The organism is Macrococcus carouselicus (assembly GCF_004359515.1).
Classification (GTDB): domain Bacteria; phylum Bacillota; class Bacilli; order Staphylococcales; family Staphylococcaceae; genus Macrococcus; species Macrococcus carouselicus.
The window spans coordinates 45,308-60,200 of record NZ_SCWD01000001.1; the positions used below are offsets into that span (position 1 = coordinate 45,308).

Below are 14,893 nucleotides of genomic sequence, written 5' to 3' on the forward strand. Positions count from 1 at the left end.
TAAAACTATCTATTTGCAGACAGAAGTGACTGTTCAGATGAAGTCGTCTTAGGATCAACTGGCAGTCACACAATTTTTCGGAGGTGAATCCCTAATTCCAGGGAATTAATTGGACATATCAACCTTAATCAAGCTTTTAATTTTTGCATTCTTAATTTTAATGACCGCACTTTTCGTCGGATCGGAGTTCAGTTTAGTCAAAGTAAGACTTTCTCGTATTGATCAACTTGTGTCTGAGGGAAATAAATCGGCCAAAATTGTTCAGCATATGGTCCATGAACTGGATTATTATCTCTCCGCCTGTCAGCTGGGTATCACTGTCACAGCACTGGGACTCGGCTGGGTCGGAGAGTCCACATTTGAAGCGGTAATCCATCCGGTATTACATCTTCTGCACGTGCCGGTGGATCTGGCTAAACCGATTACGATTGCGCTCAGTTTCTTCATCGTGACCTTCCTGCACGTCGTTCTAGGTGAGTTGGCACCGAAGTCACTGGCAATCCAGTATGCAGAACGGATGACCCTGATTTTTGCAAGACCGCTTTACTATTTCGGAATTCTGATGAAACCTCTCATCTGGTCAATGAACGGCACCGCACGTACAATCCTTAGAATCTTCGGTGTGCAGCCGGCCGGGCATGAACAGGCGATGAGTGAGGACGAACTGAAAATCATTATGACTCAAAGTTACCAGAGCGGGGAGATCAACCGCACGGAGCTTGCCTATATGCAGAATATCTTCTCATTCGATGAAAGACTGGCAAAAGACATCATGGTGCCTCGGACACAGATGGTGTCACTGACTCAGCCATTTGACATCAATGAGTTGCTTGAAGTGGTTAATGAACATCAGTTCACCCGCTATCCGATTACTGAGGACGGAGATAAGGATCATATCACCGGCTTTATCAATGTCAAAGAGTTTTTAACTAAATATGCATCAGGAGACCCGGTTCGCATCAAGGAACACATTCATGAGCTGCCACTGATTCACGAAGTCACACGAATCAGTGATGCGTTGATCAAGATGCAGCGTGAACGTGTTCATATCGCCCTCGTTATCGATGAGTACGGGGGTACAGCCGGTATTCTGACTATGGAAGATATATTGGAGGAAATCGTCGGAGAGATCCGCGATGAGTTCGATGATGACGAAGTGAATGATATCATCAGGACCGGTAACGATACTTATCAGATCAATGGCCGTGTGCTGCTCGCTGATATCGAGGAACAGTTCGGCATTGTCTTTCAGGAATCAGATGATATCGATACAATCGGCGGCTGGATGCAGGCGCAGAACCCGGACATCGATAAGGATGATTACGTTGATACTCACTTCGATAAATGGATTGTACTTGATGCGGAGAATCATCAGATCAAGTCCGTTGCGCTGCACAAGAACTTCAATGCCTCGCGTGATGAGCTGGAAGCGGAGGAACTCGACTGATGCAGACCACAACACTCAACAGTCTGTTTCGTTTCTTCGGTTACCTTGAAGGAGGTTCACTCGTGATTCTGTTCTTCATTGCTATGCCGATGAAATATCTGGCTGGTCAACCTGAGGTGGTGACCGTATTCGGTGCTATTCACGGCGCTCTTTTCACCCTTTATATCCTGCTGCTTATCTGGGTGACAATCAGGATGAAATGGAAATGGAAATGGCTCGCTGCCGCTTTTATCGTAGCCTTTATTCCGTTCGGTACCTTTATATTCGATCATTATTATAAACGTTCGCTATACTATAGAAGCTAATAAGGGAGACGCGTGTCTCTCTTTTTTTGGAGGTCAATCAATGAGAATCAATAAATATCTGTCTGAGTCAGGTATCACCTCAAGAAGAGGTGCTGATAAATATATTAATGCAGGTCGTGTGACGATCAACGGCAAGCTTGCTGAACTCGGCAGTCAAGTGGAAGAAGGAGATGTGGTCAAAGTTGATAACAAACCTGTCACACTCGAAAAAAGTTATGTCTACCTGAAGCTGAATAAGCCGCGTGGTATCACTTCAACGACGGAACGACATATTAAAGGCAATATCGTCGATTTTGTCGGTCATGCTGAGCGGATCTTCCATATCGGCCGACTGGACAAGGATTCAGAAGGGTTGATTCTGCTGACGAATGACGGGGATATCGTCAACGAGATCCTGCGGGTAGAGAATAAGCACGAAAAAGAATATGTGGTATCCGTCGATAAGAAGATAACGGATGACTTCATCAGGCAGATGAGTGAAGGGGTGGAGATCCTGGACACGAAGACATTGCCCGCTAAAGTCAGACGTCTGAGCGACCGGACATTCAACATTGTGCTGATGCAGGGCCTGAACCGCCAGATCAGACGGATGTGCGAGGCATTAGGGTATGAAGTCAGACAGCTGAGAAGAATTCGTGTGATGAATATCGTAGTGGATGATCTGAAGCTTGGCGAGTGGAAGGATCTGTCGAAGTCTGAAAGAGAAGAATTATTCAAACAGCTGGATTATACACCTAAAAGATAAAAGGCATGGTCAGAGGACCATGCCTTATTTATTCACCGCCGAGCATATCGAAGAGGCCGCCGAGTGCACTGCCTTCACCATGTCCCGTGTTACGTGCCGGTGCAGCAGCGAAAACGCGGCTTGCCATTCTGGAGAAAGGAAGCGATTGTATGAAGACCGTTCCCGGCCCTTCCAGTCGTGCGAACCAGAGTCCCTCACCACCGAAAAGTTTCGTCTTGATACCTGGAATCGGTTCAATGTCATAACGCACGCTGGACGTCATTCCGACAAGACAGCCGGTATCAACCTGCAGGACCTCGCCAGGCTGCAGGTGACGTTCAATGATTGCACCTCCTGCATGAATGAAGGCCATACCGTCACCTGTCAGACGCTGCATAATGAAACCTTCACCGCCGAAGAAGCCGACACCGATTTTTTTCTGGAAGGCGATATCAACAGCGACACCTTTCGCTGAAGCGAGGAAGGCATCTTTCTGACAGATGAACTCTCCGTTCAGACGGCTTAGGTCAAGCGGAATGATTTTTCCCGGATAAGGTGCAGCCAGGTAGACATGTTCTTTCTGATGTCCGCGGTTCGTGAAAGTCGTCATAAAGAGGCTCTCGCCTGTCAGTGTCCGCTTGCCGGCAGAGAAAAGTTTATCCATGAAGCCGCCTTTAGATGAACCATCACCGAATATAGTCGCAAGTTCAATATTCGGATTGACCATCATCATACTGCCTGCTTCAGATACCACCGTTTCATTCGGATCAAGTTCAATTTCAACGTACTGAATATCATCTCCGTAAATTTTGTAATCAATTTCATGATTGTTCATCCTGTCATTCATCTCCCTTTTTTCTCAAGTATAACGATTCAACTATCACTTTGCCACAAAGTTGTGAAAAAACTCTGTTATCAATACCTCTTTGAGCTAGTGACAGTCTGTATGTTCAGCTTACTCTATTTTCCAGGGACCATTTTCTATGTCAAGACGCGGATACGTGAGAAGAACAGGGACTATAAATGGCTGTCTTTCAGTTACCCTCTGTCACTGGTAATAGCTGACTTCAGTATTCACTGGCTGCTGGGGTTCGCCGTGATACCCAGTTTGATCTGTGTAATCATGTTCTATGGCAAGAACTATAAACCGATGAAAATAGGTATCGTTGAAATAGAGAATGCATGCTTTATCACACTGGGTGTAGTCATTTACTTTATACACTGATAACTTAAAAAAAGATGACGTCAGCCATCTTTTTTTGTATATTTCTCTTTATGTGCTTTTTTCATGGCGAGGTAGTCCTGGTCAGCGCGAATCTTATCCCAGTATGCTTTAAAGATAAGTGCGGACTCTCTTTTTTCCGGTGCCTCGTCATTGAGATAGACTGAACCGTTTTCGGCGTATTTTCTGCCGCTCTTATGATGAGCATAACGCATTGCCCGTGTGTAACCCATCTGAATGAATTTACGTGACATGTCCATACCGACGAAGTCACCTTCTTTTTTATAGTTCAGATACAGGTCATAGATTTTTTCAGCGGAATCCTTGGCGATTTCCGGGGTTTTAAAGCGCCAGTGAGGGAGTATCTCACCTTTATAAGGCTGCACCAGCAGCACACCTTGCTCACCGCGACCTATCTGATAAAGTTCGGGATGTTCACGGAAATCAATCGAATCAAAATCCTGGTCATAGTTAAACTTCATGATTAAAACCTCCTCATCAAAAAAGAGCCGTATAAACGGCCCTATGATTAGTGATTAGACACGACGATTCTTTTTCTTCATCATGTTTAAGATGATTGATGTAAGTGCGATTAAAAGGATAGTACCTACTAAAGCCGGTAAGATATGTACGTTCCAGATTTCCGGACCCCAATTACCAAGTAAAAGACTACCTAACCAGGCCCCGAGTAAACCAGCGATGATGTTACCAAGTTTTCCTCCTGGAATATCAGTACCCATGATCATACCAGCTACCCAGCCGATAAGACCACCCATGATTATCATTAAAATAGTACCCATATGTGTTTCCTCCTGAAAATATAGTTTAAGATATTAAGACTGTATCTCTTATGCTGTATATATACCCAGGGCGGAATGACGTAAACATTTCTAGGTAATTTTCAGACACCTTTTTTGTTGCTCCATATCAGCGTGTGCAGCTGAGGGGTCACATAGACATTATTCATAGTGTCATCAGTCATCACACGGTCAATCAGCTGTTCATAGCGGCTGAGCAGTTTCTCCGTATGCTTGTCAACGGTGTCGTCAAGATAGGGATTGCCGACCTGGACGTAGAATGCAATCGCTGGATACCGGTGATGTATCTGCCGTGCAAACTGATAGTCTGCCTCATCAAAGACCACGACCTTCAGATTGATTTTCTGTGGCATCAGTTCTGCGATTACCGTATCCAGAATATCGAGGTTCTGATTCATATGAGAGGACGGGGGTTTCGGACTGATAGTCAGCTGATCGATGTCGCGCATCCAGTTCTGAAACTTCGAGCCTTGCGTTTCCATTGCTACCTGACAGTTCTCTTTGTGCAGCAGATCGACTAGCACGCCCATATCTTTAATCAATGCGGGATTGCCGCCTGATATTGTCACATGATTGAACGACTGACCACCGATTTCTCTTAATTCATGATAGATTTCTGCCGCACTCATCATGCGGATGTCATCCTTCATCGTGCCGTCCCACGTGAACCTGGAATCACACCAGCTGCAACGGAAGTCACAGCCGGCAGTACGGACAAACATGGTCTTACGGCCGATGACGATGCCTTCACCTTGTATGGTCGGTCCAAATATTTCCATTACCGGAATCATAGCTCACCTCTATAGATGACATAACTTGTCGGTGTCTCACGCAGAAAGACCTGCAGGCATTTCGGTTGATTAGCGAGCGTGTCCAGATGGTCCTGGACAATTGTATGGATAAGTTCTGCCATCTTTTCAGTTGATGGGATAATTCCATCAAGTTCAGGCAGTTCATTCAGCAGCTGATGATCGAAACGACCGTGAATCAGTTTCTTCAGCTCACTGAAGTTGATTAGGAATCCGAGCTCATCCAGTTCGTTGCCGCCGATGGTCAGATTGAGAAAGTAAGTATGACCATGTACACGTGCGCAGGCCCCTGCACGTGCGTCAGGAATATAATGAGCACTCGAGAAGTTCATATCTTTATTCAGTTCAAAACGGTAGGAGTGAGTAACTTGCGGATAGATTTGACCGATCATTTTGTCCCTCTTTCTGCGAGATAGGCTTCTAGGCCCGTCTTTCTTAATTGACAGCTCGGACATTCACCGCAGCCATCTGCGATTATTCCTTTGTAGCACGTCAGCGTATTGTTTCTGATATAATCGAGCTGACCGAGTTCGTCGGCAAGCTGCCAGGTTTCCTTTTTATCCAGCCACATGAGTGGTGTATGGATAACAAAATTCTGATCCATCGCTAGGTTCACGGTCACATTGAGTGACTTGATGAAGATGTCACGACAGTCAGGATAACCTGAGAAATCTGTCTCACAGACGCCCGTGATGATATGTTTCGCTTCAATCTGATAGGCCAGAGCAGCAGCGAAACTCATGAAGAGCAGATTACGTGCAGGTACGAATGTATTAGGGATATCGCCGCCTTCAATTTCCAGCGTATGGTCAGTCAATGCATTCGGGGCGAGCTGAGAGAGCAGGGACATATCAAGAATGTGATGCTTCAATCCTTGCTCGTCTGCGATTTTTTTTGCGACTTCAATCTCCAGCGCATGACGCTGACCGTAGTTGAATGTGACGACCTCCACTTCTTTATAATGCTTCAGTGCATGGAACATGCAGGTTGTACTGTCCTGTCCACCGCTGAAGACAACGAGTGCTTTATCGGGATTTAAATTCATATTGACCACCTTTTCAATAAAAAAAGACACCTTTACCCTAGCAAGATGTCTGACTAGTTTTTTATAGAGGGTGTGTGCTAGGAACCTCTTATTAAATTCGTTACTCATTGTAGCAGAAAAAAGACTATACTGAAAGAGAGAATTTGACGCAGTGGAGTGAGACCATGTTTTTGATGATAGATAATTACGATTCTTTTACTTATAATATTGTTCATTATATAGAGGGAATGGAGGAAGAAATAAAGGTCCGCCAGCCCCACGAGATCACTATAGATGATATCAGTGAGATGAGGCCGGAGGGTATCATCCTGTCACCGGGTCCTGGTCATCCTGAAGAAGCTGTCCTGACGTTACAAGTCATCAGAACTTTTGCGGGTGCTATTCCTCTTCTTGGTATCTGTCTCGGATTCCAGGCAATCGTCACAGCATTTGGCGGCAAGATCGATAAGCGCACGCCAGTACACGGTCATAGTGCTGAAATGGACCATGATGGTAAAGGGCTTTATTCCGGCCTCTTATCACCGATACAAGTGGCACGTTACCACTCATTACAGGCGACCGAGCTGCCCGACTGTCTTGAAGTAACGGCGAGAACTGCTGATGGTGTGATTATGGGTGTCAGACATCGGGACTTTCTGATAGAAGGCGTTCAGTATCATCCGGAGTCCATTCTGACGGACTTCGGTCGTGAGCAGCTTAAACAATTTATTGGGATGTGCAGAAAATGAGAGCATGTATACAGTTCAACGACATGAATGACCTCTATTTTACGGAACCGGTCCATGTTCTGACAGCTGACGCACTTGAAGATGTGAAGTCTGTCATTGAACAGGCGGAAAGATGGAGTATGACCCATTACGTAGTCGGTTATCTGAACTATGAGGCAGCGGAAGCCTTCTCAGCATTTATGGCTGTAAAAGAGACAGACTGCTATGCGAAGTTCTATGTATTTGAAAGTACAGTCTTACCCTTCGATAAGCCCATGCACCAACCTGTCAAATTTGCTTTCACTGAAACAAGGGAGACGATAGAAGAGAATATCCGGGCTATCAAGGAGAGAATCCGGCAGGGTGACACTTATCAGGTGAATTATACGACGAGACTGACAGCACATGCTGATGTTGACGCCTATGCTCTGTACTGTCAGCTGACCGCTCGCAGTAACGGTGGCTACTGTGCCTTTATTGAGGACGGTGAGCATGCGATCATCAGTATTTCGCCGGAGCTGTTCTTTAAGTACGACCGCGATTCACGTATGATAACGACTAAGCCGATGAAAGGAACGCTCGCCCGCCATCATGATACCGCTCAAGATAGAATGAACTTCGAGCAGCTGAGACACTCCGGAAAGGACCAGGCCGAAAATGTAATGATTGTGGATCTGCTTCGGAATGACCTGAGCCGGATTGCTGAGAAGAACTCTGTCCATGTGCCGGCCCTGTTTTCCATCGAAACTTATCCGACAGTCTACCAGATGACCTCAGTCGTTGAAGCGGTGGTTGAGCATGCGAAGTCATTATACGATATGCTGGCCGCTCTGTTTCCATGCGGATCGATCACAGGTGCACCTAAAATCAGCACGATGTCCATCATTGAGTCACTTGAAAAGAGGCGCGGTATTTACTGCGGTACAATCGGCATCCTGACGTCGGACTCGGCAATATTCAATGTGCCGATCCGGACGATTGAAAAACGAGGGAGCGACATGGTGTACGGAGTCGGTGGGGGGATAACGATTGATTCTGATCCGGCGCTTGAATTTGAGGAGATGGTGATGAAGACCCGTATTTTACATCAGCTTGCACCCTACCGTGATTTTCATCTGATTGAGACGATGCGGCTGGATCCGTCCGGCATCCGGCGTGCGTCTTATCATCAGCAGCGTCTGATGCGCAGTCTGCAGCATTTTGGGTTTGTCTATGACCAGACATTGATCGACGCTTTGTTCAGGGAAAAGGGGGAGGGGTGTTACAGGCTGGCGGTACACGATGGTTATATTTCTGCTATGAAGATACCTCTGTCTGCCGTCGCTCAGGCTCAGGCGGTACTGCTCCCTATGGAAGAAACTGAACTGGACTGGCTGCAGCACAAGACATCACACCGCTCTCAGTACCAAACGGCTGACGGTTTTCTCGCTTTATATTATAATAGAGACAATCTTCTTACTGAGTTCAATATCGGTAATTTAGTCTACAGCTATAACGATGCACTGTACACACCTGCTGTCCTGGGGCAGTTACCAGGCTGCATGCAGCAGGAACTCCTCGCAGCCAATCAAGTGACAAGACGCGATCTGCATATTGATGAACTGGCACATGTCGATCAGTTATGGATGATTAATTCACTGCGGGAATGGGTATCGGTTGAAATTTGTAAACAAAACATGGAAATGTTTTGAATAAAAGCGTAAAATAGAAGTCAATCACCTTATTTGAGCGCGATAGGAGAACATTATGATTATCACCTTATTACTTATCATCGGTTTATGTGTCTTAGTTTACTACTGTAATCAGCGCATCATCGCCATGCTGGAAGCAGGTGATGACAAAAATGTCCTGATCTGGCTTTATTCAACTATGATATCTGCAGGACTGATTGTCGGTCTGATCGTTTATAGTATGAGAGAACAGTTAATCGATATTCTTAACGTGTTCTACCGTCAATAGGTAGGGCACTTTTTTGACTTTAAACCTGAGCGGTCATCACCTTATTTCAATTTATAGAGAGAGGTCTAGTTATGATATTTGAACAGGCAGGCTTATACACGACATTTCAGATAGCTAAAAACGATGAGTTATCACATACAATTGCTAATGCTCTCGTCGGCAATGCGCTTGATATGCCGACCTTTGAGATGGCAGTAGTACCCGCGGCCATCATCTTTGAGGAGGATACATTGATCTCACTGACTGGCGCGGATTATCAGGCCTATACATCGGACCGTGAAATTGAAATGTTCAAACCGCACCTGATATTAAAAGGGGAGACGCTTTATTTCAGACGTGCCGCAAAAGGCACAAGAGTCTATCTCGCAGTTGCCGGCGGAATAGAAGAAGATATACTGGGTGAGAAGATTGAGCCGGACACTGTAGTTAAACTGGCACATGATTATACGGATGTGCAGAAGAAACTCATACACAAACTGAGAGCTGACATAACCTGTCCATGGGGCGTTGATTATTATTCTCTTTCAAGAATTTACTATTCAGATATTTTCCACGTTTATCCGACAGCGGACATCAGGATTATAGATGACGAGGTCTACGAAGTCGCAAGCTATCTGAACCGACAGACGTTCACATTAGAGGGACCTGCTATCCATTATGTTGAAAGACCGGCTGAGATGCTGAGACCAGGTACTATACAGGTGACGGCTGATCAGAAACTGAGAATTATCCTTGCTGAAATGGAAGGTCAGCAGGGGATCGCTCAGATTGCGCCGTATCATTTTTCAAAATTGGTGCAGAAAAGACCCGGGTCAAAGCTTATCTTTAAAAATGTCTCTTCGGAAAAGTACGAAGAACGTCAGACTTCTTATGATAACTGGTTGAAAAGTCTGCTGATGCATCTGTCTTATCAGCTTAAAACATATATTGCCTGATTATAGACAAAAATTATTCACATATTACACATAAAATAGCTGATAAGCTATTTTTTGTTTGCTTATGAAGCATAAAAAGGTTAAATTTATATATTGAGGAATTAATTATTAATTTCATTTGAAGAACATAAATATTATGTAAAAAACATAAAGTACCTGCAAGAAGAATGGGGCTGGAATATGAATGTCTAATAAAAAAATATCAATCTTTGTCTTCTTCCTGATGACTGTACTCTCTGTCTCGTTGAAGACTTATTTTGCCTATTATGTCGATCTGTCATTAGGCGTAAAAGGACTCGTGCAGAACTTGATCCTGCTTATGAATCCTTATAGCCTGGTCGCACTGATTTTGAGTGCACTGCTTTTCTTCCAAGGGAAGAAGGCATACTGGCTGGTCTTTACTGGCGGCACACTGCTGACATTGCTTCTATACAGCAATGTCGTCTACTTCAGATTCTTCTCAGACTTTCTGACATTCAGTACACTGAATCAGGTCAGTAACGTGGAATCAATGTCTGGCGCGCTCTGGAGTTCCTTCCAGTGGTACGACTTCTTCTACTTCCTGGATACAATTCTTTATCTCGTACTGCTGACAGTCAAGCGTGAATGGTTATCGGTCAAAACAGTCAAGCGTAAGTTTGTTCCAGTACTGATGGGTGTCTCTATTGCACTCTTTTTCATCAACCTGGCATTTGCAGAGATGGACCGTCCTGAACTGCTGACAAGAACATTTGACCACAAATACTTAGTGAAATATTTAGGGCCATATAATTTCACGGTCTATGATGGTGTGAAGACGATTCAGAACAATCAGCAGAAAGCGATGGCAAGTGCTGATGATCTGACAAGACTTCAGTCCTATACGAAGACAAAATATGCTGAGCCGGATGAACAGTATTTCGGCATCGCTAAAGAAAAAAATATCATTAAGATTCATCTGGAGAGCTTCCAGACAGTCATGATCGGCAAGAAAGTGAACGGTCAGGAAGTGACACCGTTCCTGAACGAGCTGGCAACCGGTAATAACGATTTCATCTACTATAACAACTTCTTCCATTCAACAGGACAGGGCAAGACCTCTGATGCTGAATTGACAATGGATAACAGTATTTACGGTCTACAGCAAGGTTCAGCCTTTTCTCTGAAGAGCGATAACACATTCCAGTCGCTGCCCGCTATCCTGCATCAGAAACAGGGTTATTCTACTTCTGTCATGCATGGTGACTACAAAACATTCTGGAACCGCGATCAGATCTATAAACGATTTGGCATCGATAAGTTCTACGATGCGACTTATTATGACATGAGTGAGAAGAACCTGGAAAACTTAGGTTTAAAGGATAAAGAGTTCTTTAAAGAATCTATACCATATCTCAAAAAAGAGAAACAGCCTTTCTATTCTCATCTCATAACCCTGACCAACCACTATCCGTTTACAGTGACACCGCAGGATGCGACAATTGCATCTCCTGAGACAGGCGACAAAACAGTCGATGGTTACGTGCAGACAGCGCGTTACTTGGATGAATCAGTGAGACAGTTTATCACTGACCTGAAAAATGAAGGTCTTTACGAGGACTCGGTCATTATGATTTACGGTGACCACTATGGTATTTCTGAAAATCATAATGCCGCGATGGGGCAATTACTTGGCGAAGAAATCACACCTGCTAAATTCATGGATTTACAGCGTACGGGTCTCTTCCTGAAAGTGCCAGGCATAAAAGGTCATGTCGATTCCACCTATGCAAGTCAGGTGGATGTGATGCCGACTCTCCTGCATCTGACAGGAATTGATGCCAAGCCATACGTACTCTTCGGTACTGATCTGCTGTCCAAGAAGCATAATCAGACAATCGTCTTCCGTAACGGTGACTTCATTACACCTGAAATCAAATCAATCAACGGTGTCTTCTATGACAACAACACAAACCAGCCGCTCATAGATACTGAACTGACAGCCAAAGCGACACAGATCAAGAACACAGTAGCGACAGAGCTTGAAATGTCCGATAGCCTGCTGAATGGCGACTTGCTGCGCTTCTACAATAATAAGGATTTCAAGGAAATCAATCCAGCTGATTACGATTATCCAAATGGGACGGTCAGTGGGATGAAATAGAAAAAAGACGATTTCAGCTGAAATCGTCTTTTTTTTATCCCAATGAAACATCCAGAATCATCATGATAGTAAACCCGAGCATAAGTCCAAGGGTCGCAAGGTCCGTATTTTCACCCGCCTGTGACTCAGGGATCAGTTCTTCTACTACGACGAAGATCATGGCACCTGCTGCAAATGCAAGTGCATAAGGAAGTAGAGGTGTCACGAGAAGGACAGCAGCAGCACCGATTACGGCGAAGACTGGTTCCACCAGAGCAGAGGCCTGGCCGTAATTGAATGCCTGCCACTTGGACTTGCCATCACCCCGGATAGGCAGACTGAGTGCCGTTCCTTCAGGGATATTCTGAATTCCGATACCGATAGCAAGACCGATGGCAGCCATCAGCGTGCCTCCCCCTGTTGCATGTCCGATAGCACCGAACGCAACACCGAGAGCAAGACCTTCAGGAATATTATGCAGGGTGATCGCCAGCAGTAATAATGTGGACTTCTTCATATTACTCTTACGTCCCTCTGTCTGGTGACCAGGTGAGGCATTGGCATGCATATGAGGGACGACAAGATCAAGTCCGCGGATGAACATGCCGCCGAACAAGAAGCCGACAGCAGCAGGAATCCATGGTATTTGACCTGCTTTCTCACTGAACTCAAGTGCAGGAGCGAGCAGCGACCAGAATGAAGCCGCTATCATGACCCCTGCAGCAAAGCCCTGCATGGTATTAAGTAATTTGTTGTTGACAGACTTCACCATGAATACAAGAGCGGCACCAAGAGCGGTCATACTCCAGGTGAACAGACCGGCAATCAGGGCCTGGTAAACATGTGATAACTGACTAAACCATTCTAACATAGTGCCTCCTTATTGAGAAAAGTGTATAATATATTAATAAAATTTTGACATTATCCATATCATAGCACATATATGAGAAAGAGGTTAACAATGGAAGCATATAAGATAGAGAGTTTGGATAAACAGTACGGAGATAAGACTATATTCGACCAGGTTAACTTAAGTATCGCTGAAGGAGAGAAAATCGCACTTGTCGGTATCAATGGTACCGGGAAAAGTGCGCTATTAAAAACGATTGCAGAAATCGAGCCTCATAACGGTGTAGTCACACATCCGAACGGGTTTAAAATCAGCTACGCGGCCCAGGATCCGGTTCTTGAACTCGGTAAAAATGCCCTGCAGAATGTTCTTGATCCGGAGAGTCCTGTCGTTAGACTGCTGACCGACTATGAACGTGTGCTGCAGCGGATGACGGAGGATATGTCAGAAGGAATAATGAGTGATTTCAATCAGCTGCAGGAACAGATTGAAGCAGTGGACGGTTTCAGCTATCAGGCAGAGGCGAAGACGATTCTGACGAAGCTGGGCATTATGGACCATGACAAACACCTGAATGAGATGAGCGGAGGGCAGCAGAAGCGGGTAGCGCTCGCGAAGACCTTACTTTCCCGCCCTGATCTATTATTGCTGGATGAGCCGACGAACCACCTGGATTTCGAATCCATCGCCTGGCTGATTCAGTTCATCAGAAATTATCCGAAGGCGGTGCTTGTGGTCACTCATGACCGCTACTTCCTGAATGAAGTGACCGACCGGATTGTTGAACTGAGAAACGGTCACCTCCATCCTTATACAGGAAACTATGATGCCTATATCGCTCAGAAAGCAGAGGAAGAACTGACCGCTGAACGTCTGCAGCATAAAGAGAAGCAGCTCTATAAGCAGGAGCTTGCATGGATGCGGAAAGGGGCGAAAGCACGCTCGACGAAGCAGCAGGCCCGTATTGACCGATTCAGAACGATTGAGGAGAAGGTCTTGGAACATCAGACGAAAGACCAGATGACAATCGACCTGAATCATCAGCGACTCGGCAAACAGGTCTTTGAACTGGAGCATATCGGTATGACGCTGGGAGAAAACAGGCTCTTCTCCGGCTTTTCTGCAATTGTCCAGACAACGGACAGAATCGGTATCGTCGGCGAGAATGGTACAGGGAAGTCAACACTGCTGAATATTTTGAGCCAGCAACTGACTGATTATGACGGAACATTGAAGGTCGGGCAGACCGTTAAAATAGGCTATTATCAGCAGTCCTACGCCAAAATGAATGAAGAGATGCGTATCATCGACTTTCTGCGCGAGAAGGCAGAGGAAGCTACGCAGAAAGACGGTACGAAAATCTCGGTGACCCAGCTGCTGGAACGTTTTCTCTTTCCGTCAAGCATGCATGGCACACTGATTCATCGCCTGTCCGGCGGTGAGAAGAAGCGTCTGTACTTACTGAGTATCTTGATAGAAGGTCCGAACGTTCTGCTGCTCGATGAACCGACGAATGATCTGGATACTGAGACACTGACCATTCTTGAACAGTACTTGGCGGAATTCAGCGGTGCTGTCATTACGGTCAGCCACGACCGTTATTTTCTCGACAAAGTTGTGAACAAATACTGGTTCATCAGTCAGCAGGAAATTAAGACCATTCTCGGCGACTTTGATGATTATCTGAATCACAAGAAAGAGACATATGTTGTGCCCGTGAAAGAAACAGCAGCGAAAGCGCCGCGCACACAGTCAAGGGTCAGCTATAAGGATAAACGCCGCTTTGAGGAGCTGGGCGCAGAAATAGAGCAGCTGGAGCACAAGCTTGACGAGACGGATACCCACATAGCAGGGGAAACAACAAACTACGAACGACTGAATAAGCTGACAGCAGAACGGGAAGCATTGAACGTGCGGTACGAAGAAGCATTTTTAGAGTGGAGCGAACTCGCAGAACGGATGGAGTAGAAT

The 14,893-nt window shown here is 45.4% G+C and carries 17 protein-coding genes; 10 read left to right on the top strand and 7 right to left on the bottom strand.

Annotated elements, in window-relative coordinates; genetic code table 11:
* The first annotated feature begins 109 nt into the window (after positions 1-109).
* Genes ERX40_RS00240 through ERX40_RS00250 form a run of 3 tightly spaced genes read left to right on the top strand, consistent with a single transcriptional unit; the run spans position 110 to position 2,497 of the window.
* Positions 110-1,447, top strand: coding sequence for a hemolysin family protein (locus ERX40_RS00240; RefSeq protein WP_133416496.1), 1,338 nt, complete (start codon positions 110-112; stop codon positions 1,445-1,447).
* Complete coding sequence (locus ERX40_RS00245) at positions 1,447-1,752, top strand: DUF3817 domain-containing protein (protein WP_133416497.1); 306 nt, start codon at positions 1,447-1,449, stop codon at positions 1,750-1,752. The genes ERX40_RS00240 and ERX40_RS00245 overlap by 1 nt, the downstream gene beginning before the upstream one ends.
* 40 nt (positions 1,753-1,792) lie before the next feature.
* Entirely contained in the window at positions 1,793-2,497 is a 705-nt protein-coding gene (locus ERX40_RS00250) for a pseudouridine synthase (RefSeq protein WP_133416498.1), read from the top strand.
* Positions 2,498-2,525: 28 nt separating this feature from the next.
* On the opposite strand, the gene ERX40_RS00255 is transcribed toward ERX40_RS00250, so the two are convergent.
* Entirely contained in the window at positions 2,526-3,311 is a 786-nt protein-coding gene (locus tag ERX40_RS00255) for a TIGR00266 family protein (RefSeq protein WP_133416499.1), read from the bottom strand.
* Positions 3,312-3,410: 99 nt separating this feature from the next.
* Here ERX40_RS00255 and ERX40_RS00260 point away from each other — a divergent pair, with 99 nt between their 5' ends.
* Positions 3,411-3,701 carry a hypothetical protein gene (locus ERX40_RS00260; protein ID WP_165980605.1) on the top strand — a complete coding sequence of 97 codons (291 nt, stop codon included), beginning with the start codon at positions 3,411-3,413 and terminating at the stop codon, positions 3,699-3,701.
* 20 nt (positions 3,702-3,721) lie between these two features.
* Here ERX40_RS00260 and ERX40_RS00265 read toward each other — a convergent pair whose 3' ends face one another.
* The 5 genes from ERX40_RS00265 to queC form a co-directional block, all read right to left on the bottom strand.
* Positions 3,722-4,180, bottom strand: coding sequence for a DUF4385 domain-containing protein (locus ERX40_RS00265; protein ID WP_133416501.1), 459 nt, complete (start codon positions 4,178-4,180; stop codon positions 3,722-3,724).
* Between the two features lie 54 nt (positions 4,181-4,234).
* The gene (locus ERX40_RS00270) at positions 4,235-4,498 is read right to left on the bottom strand and encodes a GlsB/YeaQ/YmgE family stress response membrane protein (protein ID WP_133416502.1); all 264 of its coding nucleotides are present in this window, start codon (positions 4,496-4,498) and stop codon (positions 4,235-4,237) included.
* 101 nt (positions 4,499-4,599) lie between these two features.
* The gene (gene queE / locus ERX40_RS00275) at positions 4,600-5,307 is read right to left on the bottom strand and encodes a 7-carboxy-7-deazaguanine synthase QueE (RefSeq protein WP_133416503.1); all 708 of its coding nucleotides are present in this window, start codon (positions 5,305-5,307) and stop codon (positions 4,600-4,602) included.
* A complete protein-coding gene (locus ERX40_RS00280; RefSeq protein ID WP_133416504.1) occupies positions 5,304-5,717 on the bottom strand; it encodes a 6-pyruvoyl trahydropterin synthase family protein in 414 nt (137 codons plus the stop codon). The genes queE and ERX40_RS00280 overlap by 4 nt, the downstream gene beginning before the upstream one ends.
* Positions 5,714-6,379 carry a 7-cyano-7-deazaguanine synthase QueC gene (gene queC / locus ERX40_RS00285; RefSeq protein WP_208001635.1) on the bottom strand — a complete coding sequence of 222 codons (666 nt, stop codon included), beginning with the start codon at positions 6,377-6,379 and terminating at the stop codon, positions 5,714-5,716. Before queC ends, ERX40_RS00280 begins: the two co-directional genes overlap by 4 nt.
* 164 nt (positions 6,380-6,543) lie before the next feature.
* Here queC and ERX40_RS00290 point away from each other — a divergent pair, with 164 nt between their 5' ends.
* The 5 genes from ERX40_RS00290 to ltaS all read left to right on the top strand — a co-directional run bounded on the left by ERX40_RS00290 (position 6,544) and on the right by ltaS (position 12,093).
* A complete protein-coding gene (locus ERX40_RS00290) occupies positions 6,544-7,098 on the top strand; it encodes an anthranilate synthase component II (protein ID WP_341777474.1) in 555 nt (184 codons plus the stop codon).
* On the top strand, positions 7,095-8,768 hold the full coding sequence (gene pabB, locus ERX40_RS00295; RefSeq protein ID WP_133416507.1) for an aminodeoxychorismate synthase component I: 1,674 nt from the start codon (positions 7,095-7,097) through the stop codon (positions 8,766-8,768). Before ERX40_RS00290 ends, pabB begins: the two co-directional genes overlap by 4 nt.
* 55 nt (positions 8,769-8,823) lie before the next feature.
* A complete protein-coding gene (locus ERX40_RS00300) occupies positions 8,824-9,036 on the top strand; it encodes a hypothetical protein (RefSeq protein ID WP_133416508.1) in 213 nt (70 codons plus the stop codon).
* A gap of 71 nt (positions 9,037-9,107) precedes the next feature.
* Positions 9,108-9,971 (top strand): 5-oxoprolinase subunit C family protein, encoded by an 864-nt coding sequence (locus tag ERX40_RS00305; protein ID WP_133416509.1) that lies wholly within the window; start codon positions 9,108-9,110, stop codon positions 9,969-9,971.
* Positions 9,972-10,155: 184 nt separating this feature from the next.
* Positions 10,156-12,093 (top strand): polyglycerol-phosphate lipoteichoic acid synthase LtaS, encoded by a 1,938-nt coding sequence (gene ltaS, locus ERX40_RS00310; protein WP_133416510.1) that lies wholly within the window; start codon positions 10,156-10,158, stop codon positions 12,091-12,093.
* A 34-nt stretch (positions 12,094-12,127) separates the two neighbouring features.
* Here the strand turns inward: ltaS and ERX40_RS00315 are convergent, their stop codons facing one another.
* Positions 12,128-12,943 (bottom strand): ZIP family metal transporter, encoded by an 816-nt coding sequence (locus ERX40_RS00315; RefSeq protein ID WP_133416511.1) that lies wholly within the window; start codon positions 12,941-12,943, stop codon positions 12,128-12,130.
* A 90-nt stretch (positions 12,944-13,033) separates the two neighbouring features.
* Here ERX40_RS00315 and ERX40_RS00320 point away from each other — a divergent pair, with 90 nt between their 5' ends.
* On the top strand, positions 13,034-14,890 hold the full coding sequence (locus ERX40_RS00320) for an ABC-F family ATP-binding cassette domain-containing protein (RefSeq protein ID WP_133416512.1): 1,857 nt from the start codon (positions 13,034-13,036) through the stop codon (positions 14,888-14,890).
* The last annotated feature ends 3 nt before the right edge of the window (positions 14,891-14,893 follow it).

Coding starts and splice junctions, on each gene's coding strand:
- ERX40_RS00245 (WP_133416497.1), top strand. CDS start 1,447: ATGCAGACCACAACACTCAACAGTCTGTTTCGTTTCTTCGGTTACCTT.
- ERX40_RS00250 (WP_133416498.1), top strand. CDS start 1,793: ATGAGAATCAATAAATATCTGTCTGAGTCAGGTATCACCTCAAGAAGA.
- ERX40_RS00255 (WP_133416499.1), bottom strand. CDS start 3,311: ATGAACAATCATGAAATTGATTACAAAATTTACGGAGATGATATTCAG.
- ERX40_RS00265 (WP_133416501.1), bottom strand. CDS start 4,180: ATGAAGTTTAACTATGACCAGGATTTTGATTCGATTGATTTCCGTGAA.
- ERX40_RS00270 (WP_133416502.1), bottom strand. CDS start 4,498: ATGGGTACTATTTTAATGATAATCATGGGTGGTCTTATCGGCTGGGTA.
- queE (WP_133416503.1), bottom strand. CDS start 5,307: ATGATTCCGGTAATGGAAATATTTGGACCGACCATACAAGGTGAAGGC.
- ERX40_RS00280 (WP_133416504.1), bottom strand. CDS start 5,717: ATGATCGGTCAAATCTATCCGCAAGTTACTCACTCCTACCGTTTTGAA.
- ERX40_RS00290 (WP_341777474.1), top strand. CDS start 6,544: ATGATAGATAATTACGATTCTTTTACTTATAATATTGTTCATTATATA.
- pabB (WP_133416507.1), top strand. CDS start 7,095: ATGAGAGCATGTATACAGTTCAACGACATGAATGACCTCTATTTTACG.
- ERX40_RS00300 (WP_133416508.1), top strand. CDS start 8,824: ATGATTATCACCTTATTACTTATCATCGGTTTATGTGTCTTAGTTTAC.
- ERX40_RS00305 (WP_133416509.1), top strand. CDS start 9,108: ATGATATTTGAACAGGCAGGCTTATACACGACATTTCAGATAGCTAAA.
- ltaS (WP_133416510.1), top strand. CDS start 10,156: ATGTCTAATAAAAAAATATCAATCTTTGTCTTCTTCCTGATGACTGTA.
- ERX40_RS00315 (WP_133416511.1), bottom strand. CDS start 12,943: ATGTTAGAATGGTTTAGTCAGTTATCACATGTTTACCAGGCCCTGATT.
- ERX40_RS00320 (WP_133416512.1), top strand. CDS start 13,034: ATGGAAGCATATAAGATAGAGAGTTTGGATAAACAGTACGGAGATAAG.